14 protein-coding genes and 1 pseudogene are annotated in these 13,053 nt (G+C 71.8%); 6 read left to right on the forward strand and 9 right to left on the reverse strand.

What is annotated here, in order from left to right:
- The 3 genes from SSOG_RS55635 to SSOG_RS04895 all read left to right on the forward strand — a co-directional run.
- Positions 1–519, forward strand: a 519-nt coding sequence (locus tag SSOG_RS55635; protein WP_039936587.1) for a hypothetical protein, incomplete at its 5' end; no start/stop codon positions are given.
- On the forward strand, positions 516–1,778 hold the full coding sequence (locus tag SSOG_RS04890) for an ATP-grasp domain-containing protein (protein ID WP_039936588.1): 1,263 nt from the start codon (positions 516–518) through the stop codon (positions 1,776–1,778). The genes SSOG_RS55635 and SSOG_RS04890, both read left to right, overlap by 4 nt.
- Positions 1,775–2,650, forward strand: coding sequence for a branched-chain amino acid aminotransferase (locus tag SSOG_RS04895; RefSeq protein ID WP_009713103.1), 876 nt, complete (start codon positions 1,775–1,777; stop codon positions 2,648–2,650). The genes SSOG_RS04890 and SSOG_RS04895 overlap by 4 nt, the downstream gene beginning before the upstream one ends.
- A 17-nt stretch (positions 2,651–2,667) precedes the next feature.
- On the opposite strand, the gene SSOG_RS04900 is transcribed toward SSOG_RS04895, so the two are convergent.
- The 9 genes and pseudogenes from SSOG_RS04900 to SSOG_RS04940 form a co-directional block, all read right to left on the reverse strand.
- The gene (locus SSOG_RS04900) at positions 2,668–3,321 is read right to left on the reverse strand and encodes a TetR/AcrR family transcriptional regulator (protein ID WP_039940647.1); all 654 of its coding nucleotides are present in this window, start codon (positions 3,319–3,321) and stop codon (positions 2,668–2,670) included.
- Positions 3,322–3,454: 133 nt separating this feature from the next.
- Positions 3,455–4,930: a DUF1996 domain-containing protein gene (locus SSOG_RS04905; RefSeq protein ID WP_009713105.1), complete on the reverse strand. Its 1,476-nt coding sequence runs from the start codon at positions 4,928–4,930 to the stop codon at positions 3,455–3,457.
- Positions 4,931–5,005: 75 nt separating this feature from the next.
- The gene (locus SSOG_RS04910) at positions 5,006–5,512 is read right to left on the reverse strand and encodes a flavin reductase (RefSeq protein ID WP_245606224.1); all 507 of its coding nucleotides are present in this window, start codon (positions 5,510–5,512) and stop codon (positions 5,006–5,008) included.
- Between the two features lie 32 nt (positions 5,513–5,544).
- Positions 5,545–6,300: an SDR family NAD(P)-dependent oxidoreductase gene (locus SSOG_RS04915; protein ID WP_039936590.1), complete on the reverse strand. Its 756-nt coding sequence runs from the start codon at positions 6,298–6,300 to the stop codon at positions 5,545–5,547.
- A gap of 408 nt (positions 6,301–6,708) precedes the next feature.
- Complete coding sequence (locus SSOG_RS57380; RefSeq protein ID WP_281048186.1) at positions 6,709–6,981, reverse strand: acyl-CoA dehydrogenase family protein; 273 nt, start codon at positions 6,979–6,981, stop codon at positions 6,709–6,711.
- A 32-nt stretch (positions 6,982–7,013) separates the two neighbouring features.
- Positions 7,014–7,931: pseudogene (locus SSOG_RS04925) on the reverse strand (acyl-CoA dehydrogenase family protein); the annotation flags it as partial.
- A 34-nt stretch (positions 7,932–7,965) separates the two neighbouring features.
- Positions 7,966–9,384 carry an ATP-binding protein gene (locus SSOG_RS04930; protein WP_039936592.1) on the reverse strand — a complete coding sequence of 473 codons (1,419 nt, stop codon included), beginning with the start codon at positions 9,382–9,384 and terminating at the stop codon, positions 7,966–7,968.
- A gap of 10 nt (positions 9,385–9,394) precedes the next feature.
- Positions 9,395–10,033, reverse strand: a complete 639-nt coding sequence (locus SSOG_RS04935; RefSeq protein ID WP_009713111.1) for a response regulator transcription factor — start codon at positions 10,031–10,033, stop codon at positions 9,395–9,397.
- A 111-nt stretch (positions 10,034–10,144) separates the two neighbouring features.
- Positions 10,145–10,636, reverse strand: a complete 492-nt coding sequence (locus SSOG_RS04940) for an FBP domain-containing protein (protein WP_009713112.1) — start codon at positions 10,634–10,636, stop codon at positions 10,145–10,147.
- A 71-nt stretch (positions 10,637–10,707) separates the two neighbouring features.
- On the opposite strand from SSOG_RS04940, the gene SSOG_RS04945 reads away from it, so the two are divergent.
- The 3 genes from SSOG_RS04945 to SSOG_RS04955 form a co-directional block, all read left to right on the forward strand.
- A complete protein-coding gene (locus SSOG_RS04945) occupies positions 10,708–11,277 on the forward strand; it encodes a TetR/AcrR family transcriptional regulator (protein WP_009713113.1) in 570 nt (189 codons plus the stop codon).
- A gap of 246 nt (positions 11,278–11,523) precedes the next feature.
- Positions 11,524–12,006 carry a hypothetical protein gene (locus SSOG_RS04950; RefSeq protein ID WP_039936593.1) on the forward strand — a complete coding sequence of 161 codons (483 nt, stop codon included), beginning with the start codon at positions 11,524–11,526 and terminating at the stop codon, positions 12,004–12,006.
- A gap of 14 nt (positions 12,007–12,020) precedes the next feature.
- A partial coding sequence (locus SSOG_RS04955) for a lycopene cyclase family protein (RefSeq protein ID WP_039936595.1) occupies positions 12,021–13,053 on the forward strand: 1,033 nt, incomplete at its 3' end.

Consider the following 13,053-nt stretch of genomic DNA (forward strand, 5'->3'; position numbering starts at 1 on the left):
GCGGGCACCCTGTCGGCCGGTGCCCTGCTGGCGCTGGGCGGCACGTTCACGTACGCGCTCTACGGCTATGTCTACCGGCAGCGCATGGCCGACATCTCACCGCTGGCGGCGCTGCCCGCCATCACCGGGGCGGGCGCCGTCATGCTGGGGCTGACGACCGCCGTCTTCGTCCCGATGGGCGGCGTCACGGCGGCCGACTGGGGCGGGGTGGCGCTGCTCGGCGCGGGGCTCACCGCCCCGGTCTTCCTCATCTCGCACGAACTCATCCTGCGCAAGGGCCCGCTGTACACCTCCGCCGTGGCCCTGGTGGTGCCGTTCCTGATCCGCCTCGGTGAATGGGCGCTGGGATGGGCGGGCGCGCCCGGTCCGCTGGTGCTCGTCCTGATCGTCGCCTGCTCGGCCGGGGTGTGGCTGACGGTGGGCGGCCCCCGCCGGGCGCAGCCTCCGGCCACCGGGCCCGGCACGACCGACGACACCGGCGAAGGAGCCGGAGTACCACAGATACGAGGAACATCGTGAGCACACAGCAACCCCGCGTCGTCCTGGTGTACCAGCGGACGACGCTCCCCTGGGTCTTCGAGAGCGCCGAGCGCGCGGGCATCCGCCTCATCCTGGTCCCCCGCCCCGACGAGACCGTGGCCGCGGACCGGCTGCCCCCGGCCGTGGCCGATGTGCTGGCCCTGGACATCGACGGGGACCGCGCGGGAGCACTGGCCACGCTGCGGCAGGTGCACGAGGCCACTCCGTTCCAGGGCATCTGCACCCTGTACGACCCGGCCGTGCCGTTCGTCGCGGAGGCCGCCGAACTCCTCGGGCTGCCCGGCATCGGGCGGGACGCGGCGCTCGGCGCGCAGGACAAGCGGGTGATGCGGGAACGGCTGGCCGCGGCAGGGCTCAACGTGCCCCGTTTCGTCGGCCTGAAGGACCCCTCCGCCTGGGAGGAGGCCGCACACCTGGACTTTCCCGTCGTGGTCAAGCCCGCGCACGGCTTCTCCAGCCTCGGCGTCACCAAGGCGGAACGCCCGGACGAGCTGAAGGCCGTGGTCGAGGAAGTGTGGCAGATCTGCCGCGGCAAGCTGGGCGAGGCCCGGGGCCTGATCGTGGAGGAGTATCTCGACGGGCCCGAGTTCGCCGTGGAATCCCTCGCCCATCGCGGTGAGGTGACGGTGTGCGGCATCGGCTACAAGGGCGCACCCGAGGGCCCCTACTTCGAGGAGAGCGTCTACCGCGCCCCGGCCGTCCTGCCCGAGCCGGTACGGGACGCCATCCGCCACGAGGTCACCGCCGCACACGCCGCCCTCGGCATCGCCGACGGGCCCACCCACACCGAACTGCGGCTGCGCGGCGACCGGCCGTATCTGCTGGAGCTGGGCGCCCGCATCGGCGGTTCGGGGGTCTCGGAGTACATCGTCCGGAACGTCACCGGGCGGGACTTCGCCGCGGACGCGCTGCGCATCGCCGCCGGGCTGCCGCCGCGTTCCTTCGAGGCCGGTCATCAGCCCGCCGCCACGGGCGCGGCGGCCAACTACATCGTGCCGTGCGGCGGTTCGGGGCGGATCACCGCGATCCACGGCCTGGACGAGCTGCGCGCCGATCCCCGGGTGGACCACATCGTGCAGATGCTCTTCCCCGGCGACGTGGTGCGCCCCTACCCGGACTTCACCGGATACCCGGCGTTCATCCTGTCCCGGCACGCCACCACGGCCGAGGCCGAGGAGTTCCACCGCGCGCTGGAGACCGCCATCCGCATCGAGTACGCCCCGGAAGGTGGCCGATGACCTCCCTCCCCTTCGACGACCGTGACGGCGTCATCTGGTACGACGGCGCCTTCGTGCCCTGGCGCGACGCGAGGCTCCACGTCCTCTCCCACGGGCTGCACTACGGCGGTGGCGTGTTCGAGGGGATGCGCGTCTACGACGGCGCCATCTTCAAGCTCACCGAGCACACCGAGCGGCTGCACACCTCCGCGCACGCCCTGGGCTTCGCCATCCCCTTCGGGGTGCCCGAACTCGCCGATGCCAGCGAGGAACTCGTCCGCAGGCAGGGCATCGCGGACGGATACGTCCGGCCCGTGGCCTGGCGGGGCGGCGAGCAGCTCAGCGTGTCCAGTGCGGGCAACCGTGTCCACGTCGCCATCGCCACCTGGGAGTGGCCGCGGCTCTTCGGGGACGCGACCCAGGAGGAGGGCATCCGCCTCGGCACCTCCCGCTGGCGCCGCCCGGCGCCCGACACCGCGCCGGTGCACGCCAAGGCGGCGTCGCTGTACAACATCTGCACCCTCGCCCGCGACGAGGCCGAAGCCGCCGGTTACGACGACGCCCTGCTGCTGGACCACCGGGGTCTGCTGGCCGAGGCCACCGGTGCCAACCTCTTCCTCGTCATCGGCGGTGCCCTGCACACCCCCGTCCCCGACACCTTCCTCAACGGCATCACCCGCCAGACCGTCATCGGCCTCGCCGACGACCTCGGCATCCCGGTCCATGAGCGCCCTCTGGAGCCGGACGCCCTGGCCGACGCCGACGAGGTGTTCCTCACCGGCACCGCCTACGAGGTGCAGCCGGTCCGCGCGGTGGACGGCCACCGGTACCGCGTCGGCAAGGTGACGTCGGCGCTGGCCGTGGCGTACGCCCGTCTGGTGCGCACGCCCTAGCCTGGTGGTCGCCCGGGTCACCCCTCCGGGGTGACCGGGGCCTGCCAAAGGGCCACGATCGCGTCGATGAGGCCGGTGGCGGTGTCGTGCCACGTCGTACGGGAGGTGGGGGCGGCGTCCGCGAGGGCGCGCTCCCGCTCGGCGGTCATCTGCGTGATGAGGTGGCGGGTCATGGCGCCACGCTCCGCGTACACCTCGTCGGGCAGATCGGGCAGGCAGCGGTTCACCCCGTCCTGCAACGGGTGCAGCGACGGGGCGGCGGCGAACGCCTCCGCGGTGGTGACCGCCTGGAGCGCGGGGTCGGCCGTGACCTGGGCGATGAACCGCGCGTACCAGCTGGGCCGGCCCAGCGCCGCCAGGTGTTCGGTGGTCGGCCGGACCACGCAGGCCACCCAGTCCCGCAGCTCGGTGGAGTCGCCGATATCGGCGAGCATCCCCGCGCGGATCCGCTCCATCTGCTCGGCGTGCCGGCGGACGATCGCGCGGACCAGGTCGGTCTTGGTGCCGAAGTGGTAGTTGACCGCGGCGTTGTTGCCCTGTCCCGCGGCCGCGCTGATCTGGCGGTTGGCGACCGCGTGCACCCCGTGCTCGGCGAACAGCCGCTCCGCCGCCGTCAGCAGCGCCTCCCGTGTCGCGCCGACCCGTTCCTGCTGCCTCGTCCTGGCCGTCATCATCACCACCGCATCCCGCTCCGCACGCACCCGCTTTAAATCAATCCATTTAAAGCATACCCGGTGTCGCGCCGGGCGGCCGTGCACGCCCTGCCGGCGGAGTGGCGTACGGCCACCGGCAGGGCGCTGTGCCTCAGCGGCAGGTGCGTCCGCTGTTGATGCACCGCACCATCTGCTTCATCACCCGCTCGTCGAAGACGTTGATGAAGTCCCCGTGGTCGGTGACCGGCTTGTGCAGCTGCTCGGGGAAACCGTCCACCGCGAAGAACGGCCGGGTCTTCCCGTTGTCCTTCAGGCTGGGCGCGTCCACGTCGTACACCAGGCGCTGCACCAGCTGCGGAATCGCCACGAAGCCCTTGGGGCAGCGGCCGTCGGCGTCCGTGAACGCCACGTGGGAGCGGTGGTTGGCGCTGTCGGCGTTCTTACCGTCCCAGCAGCTCTGGAACTTCGACGTACGCACCACATCGCTGCCCTGCGGGCAGATCGGGTACTTGTCCTTCAGCTGCCGGTTCTCGAACCCGGTGCAGCTCCAGGAGGCGTTGGCGTTCGCCGTCCCGTTGCTGAACGCCTTCGCGTCGCCGGTGATGATGCGCAGGAACCTGGGCATCGCCACGACCTTGCCGCGCGGGTTGCCCGCGTACTCCAGGGTGACCTTCTTGGCCGTCAGGATGCGGCCGGTGTTGCCCTCGGCGCCACCGCCCTGCCGGTCCGCGTCGAACTCCCGGGTGCCGTCCTGAAGGCGTAGCACCGGCCAGTAGTAGGTCGATTTGTCGCCCTGGTTCTGGCAGGTGGTGCGGCCACGGGCGAAGGCGTTGTTGTCGGCGAAGGCGTTGTTGGCCTGGTTGCCGACGTAGTCGTGGGTGTGGTGTGCCCCGTTGGACACGCCCGGCGCGACGATGACGTTGTCGGTGTTGTAGAGCTTGTTGGCGTTGACGCCGCACTTGGTGGTGAACAGGCCCTTGGAGGCGCCACGCGCCGGGCGCGGGGTGCGCGCGTTGGGCTGGACGCCGGTGATGTCCACGAAGTCCGCGGCCACCGGGCCGTTGCCGGTCTGGCCCTGGTTGCCGCCTTGATTGCCGCCCTGGTTCTCACCCTGGCCGCCACCCTGGTTGCCGCCCTGGCCACCGCCGGGCTGATTGCCGGATGCCTTGAGCGTGCAGGTGGCGAGCCCGTCCAGGCCCTGCGGTGTGGCGGCCACCCTGCCGATGGCGATCGAGATCCGGTCGATGGCCGCCGTGCGCTTGTCCTTCAGCGGACCCATGATCGCGTTCTGTGCGAAGTTGGCATCCTGCTGGATCGCCCGCTGGGAACCGGCCAGCCGCTGGTACGCCTCGGCCACCTGCTTGTCCAGCAGGGCCAGCTCCCGGTCCACCTCGGCCCTGGCCCGCTGCGGAACCGCGCTCAGGCGCTGGCCGACATCGGGGCAGTCGATGGTGGAGGCTCGGGCGGATAACTCCCGGCCGCGGGTGTCGCTCTGCTGCGAGTCGCCCGCGTCGGCCGAGGCGTACATGTTGACCGTCACCAGTCCGCCCGCCCCCAGGGCCAGTGCGGCAGTGGCGACGATCGCCCGTCTCGCAACCTTCGACCGTCTACGCGTGTTGCGTCGCATGGAACTCCTTAGTCATGTCGGACGCGTTCGACGGAAGGGTATAGCCATGCGACCGGGCCGGGGCACCGGGGTGGATCACGTCACCGATCCGTCATTTCCTGCCGCGAGCCGGTGGAACGCCCGGTTGAACCAGACCAGGCTCTGGCCGCCCGCCCGGGTGGTGATGCGGTCGATGGTGGCGAAGAGGACGCTGTGGGTGCCCATCGGGACCGCGTCCGTGATGGTGCCGATCGCGGTCACCAGGGCGTCCTTGAGGACCGGCACCTCCTGGGTGCGGTCCCAGATGTCCCAGGTGAAGCGCTCTGCCATCGCCACCTTCGTGGCACCGGCGAAGTGCAGTGCGAGATCCTGCTGTGCGCCACCGAGGACATTCACGCAGACCCGGCCGTTGGCCCGGAACACGTCGTGCATGGCGCTGCGGCGGTTCACGCACACCAGGACGGTCGGCGGGTCGTCGGTGACGGAGCAGACGGCGCTCACGGTGATGCCGCAGCGGCCGTTCGGGCCGTCCGTCGTCAGGATGTTGACGGCCGCCGGGAGGTGCGCCATCGCCTCCCGGAAATCGGCCTGGCTGGGGGTCACGGCGATGCCGCTCCTCTCGTGTCGTCCGGCCATCAGCGCATGTTCAGGCCGCCGTTGGCGTCCCAGCACGCTCCGGTGACCGTGTCCGCGTGGTCCGCGGCGAGCAGCACGGCCATGTCCGCGATGAACTCGGGCCGTCCCAGGCGGCGCACGGGGATGGACTCCTCGATCCGGGCGAGCTGTTCCGGGGCCACCAGCTCGCGGACGACGGGCAGATCCTGCACTCCGGGGGCGATCGCGTTGACCGTCACCCCCTGCGGGCCGAGTTCGCGGGCGAAGACCTTGGTCAGGGTGGCCACCCCGCCCTTGGCCGCCGCGTAGTGGCCGCCGGTGGCCGAGCCGCCGTTCTGACCGGCGAGGGAGGCGATGTTGACGATGCGGCCGTAGCCGCGCCCGGCGAAGTAGGCGCCGAAGACCTGGCAGCCGAAGAACGTGCCGTCGAGGTTGGACGACACGACCGAGCCGAAGCTGTCGGGGGTGATCTCCATCAGGGGCTCGACCTTCGAGTACCCGGCGTTGTTGACCAGGACGTGGACGGCGCCCCAGCGTGCGACGAGCTGGTCGCGGACGCGTACGAAGGCGTCCTTGTCGCGCACGTCCAGGCCGAGGCCGATGGCGTTCCGCCCGTCCGGGGCGAGATCCGCCGCGGCCGCGACGGCGGCCGCCTCGTCCAGGTCGGTCAGGGCGACGCGGTAGCCCGCGCCGTAGAGCCTGCCCGCGATGCACGCGCCCAGCCCGCGGGCCGCGCCCGTGACGAGCGCGACCCGGTCGGGGGTCGTGGTGGTCATCGGGCGGCCTCCGGCTCCGGCAGGGGACGGCCGATGCGCGCCTCGATCTGCATATAGCGCCACAGCCCGTGCTCGCCGACCTGGACGGTGCGGAAGAGGTTGCAGGCGGCGGCGACCGTCGGCTGGTCGACCACATCGGCGAGGAGGTACGAGGTCCAGGGCCACGAACCGGACGGGCCGACCATGTGCTGATCGTCGTCCATGGTGCCCAGGACGGTCACCCCGGGCAGCTCGCGCAGTTGCGTGAGCATGGTCATGAAGCCGTCCCAGACCGCCTTGCCCTGGCCGGTGGGCAGGTCGAAGAAGTTCTGGTTGACACCGATACAGAAGAGCACGCGCAGGGGCGCTGGGGTGGCATCCGTCATGATGAAGTTCCTTGCCTGCGAGGTGAGTTGGGGTCGGGGTGTTCTACAGGAAGCCGGGGAAGGGCTGAACGCCCATGAGCACGGCACCGGCGCCGTCGTACATGCCCTCCTGGAGGAAGGCGTGCTGCGGGACCACGGAGGCGTCGCGCAGATAGCGCTGCATGGGGCTGTCGTCGGCGATGGCGGCAATGCCGCCGAGCTGGTACGCGGCCCGGACGACCTCGAAGGAGGTCTTCGCGAGATGGGCGGCGGCCAGCCGCAGCAGACCGGTCTGCCGGTCGGGTCGCGTGGCCCGCCCGCCACCACCGTCTCCCAGGTCTCCTCGGTGGCCTCGTAGAAGAAGGCGCGAGCGGACCGGAGTTGGGCTTCGGCCTGGCCGACGGCGATGCGGTAGGTGGCGCGGTCGGCGGGCCGGGGCGCGCCGGTGTAGCCCGCGCGGCCCCCGGCGGCGATGGCCTGGTCGAGCGCGGCGCGGGCGACGCCGAGGCCGACGACGGCCAGCACCTGGGCGGCGTACGGGACGGTCGGGTAGCGGTACAGCGGCTCGTCCACGGTGGGCTCGCCGCCGCGGACGAACGTCCACTCCTCGGGGACGACGGCGCCGTCCACCACCAGGTCGTGGCTGCCGGTGCCGCGCATGCCGACCACGTTCCAGTTGTCGGCGATCCGTACCTGCCCGGGCCGCAGCACCGCGGTCAGGGGCCGGCCGGTGGCGTCCTCACCGGCCTTGATGCCCACGCCGAGGACGTCCGCGCCCGTGCAGCCGCTGGCGAACCTCCACCGGCCGCGGACCCGGTAGCCGCCCTCGACGCGCTCGGCGGGCTGCACCGGGAACAGCCCGCCCGCGAACACCACATCGGGCCCGTCGGCGTACAGCTCGGCCTGGGTCTCCAGGGGCAGCGCGGCCAGGTAGACGAGGGACGAACCGAAACTGGCGACCCATCCGGCGGAGCCGTCGACGGCCGATATCCGCTCGATGAGTGCCAGGAATCGTGCGGGCGGCAGGGGGTCGCCGCCGAAGCGCTTCGGGGTGCTCGCCCGGTAGAGGCCCGCGCGCTTGAACACCTCGATCACATCCCGGGGGATGTGCCGCTTCTCCTCGAATTCCGGCTGCCGTTCGGCCACCACGGTCAGCACGTCGTCGATCGGATCCGGCGACCGGGTGATGGGAGTTGCTTGGGTCATGGGAGATGCTCCTCGCGTTGCCCGGCGGTTCCCTCCCCCGCCTGACGACGACGCTACGCCCGCCAACGGGCCGTCGGCCATTGGGGATTCGGCGGCGTTGGGTAGGGGAATTCCCCTACACGCCCGCTGGCAGCGTGAACCGGAAGACCGCGCCGTGCGGCTGGTTCGGGGTGGCGTCGATCCGGCCGCCGTGGCGGGTGATGATGCGGTGGCTCAGCGCCAGACCGATGCCGCTGCCGTTCTCCTTGGACGTGAAGACACCGTCGAAGATGCGGTCGCCGGGCGGCAGCCCGTTCCCCCAGTCGGTGACGGTCAGCTCGGCGTCCCCGTCCGCCATCAGGCGCGTGGCGATGCGCACCCTGCGCTCGGCGAGCGGACAACGCGCCATCTCGTCGACGGCGTTGAAGGCGAGGTTCATGACGACCTGCCCGATCAGGACGTTCTCGCAGCGCACCGGCAGCGGCTCGGCGGTGAGGTCGAGCGCGACGGCCACCGAGTGTTCCTGGGCCCGCAGCTCGATGAAGTACGCGCAGTCGCGCACGATGGCGCCCAGGTCGGTGAGCCGCTCGGACGGCTCCAGGCGGCCCACGTAGCTCCGCAGGCTGCCCAGGATCCGGCGGGCCCGCTCGATCTGCCGGGCGGCGTTGTCCAGCCCGAAGGCCACGGAGGTGTCGTCGGTGGCGAGGCGGCCGCGCGCTCCCTCGACGAAGTTGTAGGCGGCCGCGAGCGGCTGGCTCACCTCGTGGGCGATCGCCATCGCCATGTCGCCCATGGCGTTGTACCGGGCCAGGTGGTCGAGGTGCTGGGTTTCGCGGCGGTGTTCCTCCTCCGCGCGGACCCGGTCGGTGATGTCGTAGAACAGGAGCATCCGGCCGCGCAGATCGCTCTCGATCTCGATGTGCTGGCAGGTCGACGCGTACCAGCGGGGTCCGTCGCCGGGCGCCGCGAACCGGTAGCGCCCCTCACCGGCGGTGGGTACCGGCCCGTCGTGGCAGTAGTCGGCGAAGTCCGCGCCGCGGAGGCCGTCGCCGAGCAGCCGGACGGCCGACTCGCTCGCGAAGACGACCCGGTCCCCGTCGTCGAGGACGACGATGCCCTCGGCGAGGCTGCCCAGGAAGGTGCGCAGCCTGCTCTCGGTGCGACACAGATCGCGGCGTACCGCCTTCTCCTCGGCGATGTCGCGGAACTGGACCATCACCGCCGTCCGCCCCGGCAGGTCGACGCGGATCGCGATCGCCTCGGTGAGGGTCTCCTCGCCGGTCTTGGACCGGTAGCACCACTCGGTGGCGCTGACCCCGTCCTCGACGGCGCGCCCGAGCCAGCGGTGGCCGAGTTCGCGGCTGTACTGGCGGGCGTTCTTGCTCATGTCCGGCGCCTTGAGCGGCTTCAGCTCGTCCACGGACCAGCCGAGCAGGTCGCAGGCCGCCCGGTTCGCCCAGAGGATCTCGTAGGTGCGGGCGTCGTGCAGCAGCACGCAGTACTTCAGGGACTGCATCAGCACCCGGAAGTCGGCCGGTTCGACGGGGCTGCTCATGGGGTGCCTCTCACCGGTCGGCGGCGGGCCGCAGCCCCAGCCGGAGCACATCGCGGACGAGGGTGGCCATGCTCTGCGCACCGGTCTTCTCCCGGATCCGGGCGCGGTGCACGTCGATGGTCTTGGCGCTGATGCCGAGCCGCGCCGCGATCTGCTTGTTCGCCATGCCGTCGACGGCCAGCCCGAGCACTTCCCGTTCGCGGGAGGTCAGGCTGTCCAGCTTCGCGCGCAGTTCGCACTCGACCGCGGCGCGCTCGAACCGCTCCCGCGCGGTGCGCAGCGCGGCCTGCACGACGTCGAGCATGTGCTGCGGGTCGTACGGCTTCTCCAGGAAGTCCACGGCGCCGTTCTGCATGGCGCGCACCGACATCCGGATGTCGCCGTGCGCGGAGACGAACACCACGGGCAGCGGCGCGCCCGTCTCGTTCAGCAGCTGCTGGACGTCGAAGCCGCTGAGTTCGGGCATGCGGACGTCCAGGATCAGACAGGCGGGCCGGGCGCGGTCGTAGGACCGCAGAAAGGCCCGGGCGTCCCGGAAGCGCTCCGAGCGGATGCCGACCGACTCCAGGAGCCAGGCGAGCGAATCGCTCAGCTCCTCGTCGTCGTCGAGGATGTACACGAGGGTGTCCGTGGTGGCGTCCCCACTCATCGCCCGGCCCCGATGCGCATCGTGCTCCCTCCCGGCGGTTGCTGTCGCAAGGAGCGTAAACCGTGCCGTGAACGTGCAGGTCAGGCCGCCGGTTCCGGGGCTTCCCCGGGGTCAGGCGGTCACCTTGGCGAGGAACGCGGCGACGTTGGCCGTGGTCCGCTCGATCTTCTCCTCCAGGGTGAGCGACTCGTGGAGCCGTGCGCCCGCGCCCGCGTCCTTCTTGCCGCGTACGTACAGCGAGCAGGCGAGGTCGCTGCATATGTAGGTGCCGACGGAGTTGCCCTGCTGCCTGGCCTTCCCCGCCTTCGGCGCGACCATCAGGGAGACGCCGTCGGCGGGGGAGGTCAGACAGAGCGAGCACATGCCGCGCTGCGTCTGCCAGGAGGCGGGGGTGGGGCAGCGCAGGGCGAGGGCCCGCGGGCGGTCGTCGAGCAGGGTGACGAGGTAAGCGCGGTCGTAGGCCTGGGGATCCCGCCAGCCGAGGTAGTCCAGGTCGTCCCAGGGCTTGGCGGCCAGATCGCGCGGTACGGACAGGCGCTTCGCCTCGCCCTTGGTGCAGTTGACGAAGGCGGAACGGATCTCTTGCTCGGTCAGCGGCTTCATGACCGGGAGGCTAAGTTGCCTAAAGGTCTTAGGCAAACGAATAATGGGCTCTGTCGACGGAGGGGCAGGGCATGGCATACGCAGGGCTGACCGCGGAACGGCTGACCCGGGCCGGGGCGGAACTGGCCGACGAGGTCGGCTTCGACCAGGTGACCGTGTCGGAGCTGGCCAGGCGGTTCGACGTCAAGGTCGCGAGCCTCTACTCGCACCTGAAGAACTCCCGCGACCTCAAGACCAGGATCGCCCTGCTCGCCCTGGAGGAACTCGCCGACCGGGCCGCCGAGGCCCTGGCCGGGCGGGCCGGGAAGGACGCCCTGACCGCCTTCGGCAACGTCTACCGCGACTACGCCCGCGAGCACCCCGGCCGCTACGCCGCGGCCCAGTTCAGACTGGACCCGGAGGCGGCGGCCGCCAGCGCCGGTGGCAGGCACTCGCAGATGACGCGGGCGATCCTGCGCGGCTACGACCTCACCGAGCCGGACCAGACGCACGCGGTGCGGCTGCTCGGCAGCGTCTTCCACGGCTTCGTCAGCCTGGAGCTGGCGGGCGGGTTCAGTCACAGCGCCCCCGATTCGGCGGAATCCTGGTCCCGGACCCTGGACGCGCTGGACGCCCTGCTGCGCAACTGGCCCACGCCCTGACGCGCACGCCCCTGACATCGGACGCCGCACGCGCGCGCATAGCCCATTCGCCCTCTTACGGCCGTTCCCGCTCCGTGACGGTCCCCGCTCCGATGACCTGCGTAAATGATCAAGCGGAGCGGTGACCCTGACCTCGCGAGGTGACGCTTCGTGTTGCGGCGGTGGCGGACTGTCGGTTGTCTCAAGAGCGGAACACCTATAGGTGCCGCGTGATCACGACGGCCACTGCTCCGTTGGAGGATCTTCATGCGTTACGTACCCGCCGGTGCAGGCATCGGCCTGGTTCTCTGTGCCCTCGCGCTCCAGGGCCCGGCCGCCGCCGCCGATGACTCGGAGCTCCGCATCAGCCCGAAGAAGAGCGCCCCGGGCTCCACGGTCACCGTCAGTACGACCGCCTGCGGCTCGGACGTGACCTACGGCAAGGGCACCGCGGGCGGAGACGAGTTCCACCTGCTCGACGACGGCCACAAGGGCACGCTCACCGGCACCTTCCGGATTCCGAAGGGAGCCGACTCCGGCAGCCACGAGGTCATCGTGAAGTGCCCGCCGAGCATCAAGATCACGGACACGGTCAAGGTCAAGCGCAGCCACCCCAGTGGCGGGGTCGACGCCGGTTTCGGACCTGCCGCGGTCGGCGACAACAAGCCGACCCTCCTCGGCGCCACCGTCCTGGCCGTCACCGCCGGAGGTGTGCTGGTGATGCGCCGCCACCGGAGCGTCCGGCGCTAGCCACCTCGACCGGGGTGGCGTGGGACGCGGAGGTGGCCGTCGTCGGCGCGGGTGCGGCCGGTCTGACGCTGGCCCACCGGCTCGCCGCCCTGCCCTCCCCGCCCCGCGTCCTGCTGGTCGGGGCGCCGGACGGGCCGCTGCGGGCGCCGGAGCGGACCTGGTGCTGGTGGGAGGAGCCTGGCGGTGAGTTCGACGGGGCACTCGCCGCCCGCTGGAGCCGGGTCAGGGTGCACGGAGCCGACGGCCGCCCGCTGGACCGGGAGCTGGCGCCCTTCGTCTACAAGATGCTGCGGTCGCGCGACTTCGAGCACTGGATGGCCGCCCGGCTCGACGCGGCGCCCTCGGTGCGGCGGGTCGAGGCGGTGGTGGACGAGGTACGCGACGACGCGGGCGGCGCCCTGGTGCGGGGCGCCTGCGCCGGGGGCCGCCCGGTGATCTGGCGCGCCCGGTGGGCGTTCGACTCCCGCCCGGCGGCCGCCCTGCCACCGGCCCGTACGACGCTGCTCCAGCACTTCCGGGGCTGGTTCGTCCGCTGCGACGCCCCGGCCCTGGACCCCGCGGTGGCCGAGCTGATGGACTTCCGCACCCCGCAACCGCGCCGGGGCCTGTCGTTCGGCTATGTGCTGCCGCTGAGCGACCGTGAGGCGCTCGTGGAGTACACCGAGTTCTCGCCCGCCGTGCTGGAGGACGCCGCGTACGACGCGGCCCTGCGCCACTACACCGGGGCCGTGCTGCGGCTGCCGCCCTTCCGGGTGCTCTCCACCGAGCAGGGCGTCATCCCCATGACCGACGGCCGCTTCCCCCGCCGCGCGGGCGCCGCCGTGTTCCGGATCGGCACCGCGGGCGGCGCCACCCGCCCGGCCACCGGCTACACCTTCGCCGCGGTGCGACGGCAGTCCCACGCGGTGGCGGCGGCCTTCGCCGCGGGCCGCCGCCCGGTGCCGCCCGCCCCGTATCCGGCCCGCGCGCTCGCCATGGACGCGGCGATGCTGCGCGCCCTGGACACCGGCCGAGTGGCCGGGGCCTATGTGTTCACCGGTCTCTTCC

Origin of the sequence: Streptomyces himastatinicus ATCC 53653, assembly GCF_000158915.1 — a bacterium.
In the GTDB taxonomy this organism is placed as follows: Bacteria; Actinomycetota; Actinomycetes; order Streptomycetales; family Streptomycetaceae; genus Streptomyces; species Streptomyces himastatinicus.

What these genes read in the sequence shown, in the direction of transcription:
- SSOG_RS04895 (WP_009713103.1), top strand. Translation starts at nt 1,775, where the DNA reads ATGACCTCCCTCCCCTTCGACGACCGTGACGGCGTCATCTGGTACGAC.
- SSOG_RS04900 (WP_039940647.1), bottom strand. Translation starts at nt 3,321, where the DNA reads ATGACGGCCAGGACGAGGCAGCAGGAACGGGTCGGCGCGACACGGGAG.
- SSOG_RS04905 (WP_009713105.1), bottom strand. Translation starts at nt 4,930, where the DNA reads ATGCGACGCAACACGCGTAGACGGTCGAAGGTTGCGAGACGGGCGATC.
- SSOG_RS04915 (WP_039936590.1), bottom strand. Translation starts at nt 6,300, where the DNA reads ATGACCACCACGACCCCCGACCGGGTCGCGCTCGTCACGGGCGCGGCC.
- SSOG_RS04930 (WP_039936592.1), bottom strand. Translation starts at nt 9,384, where the DNA reads ATGAGCAGCCCCGTCGAACCGGCCGACTTCCGGGTGCTGATGCAGTCC.
- SSOG_RS04935 (WP_009713111.1), bottom strand. Translation starts at nt 10,033, where the DNA reads ATGAGTGGGGACGCCACCACGGACACCCTCGTGTACATCCTCGACGAC.
- SSOG_RS04940 (WP_009713112.1), bottom strand. Translation starts at nt 10,636, where the DNA reads ATGAAGCCGCTGACCGAGCAAGAGATCCGTTCCGCCTTCGTCAACTGC.
- SSOG_RS04945 (WP_009713113.1), top strand. Translation starts at nt 10,708, where the DNA reads ATGGCATACGCAGGGCTGACCGCGGAACGGCTGACCCGGGCCGGGGCG.
- SSOG_RS04950 (WP_039936593.1), top strand. Translation starts at nt 11,524, where the DNA reads ATGCGTTACGTACCCGCCGGTGCAGGCATCGGCCTGGTTCTCTGTGCC.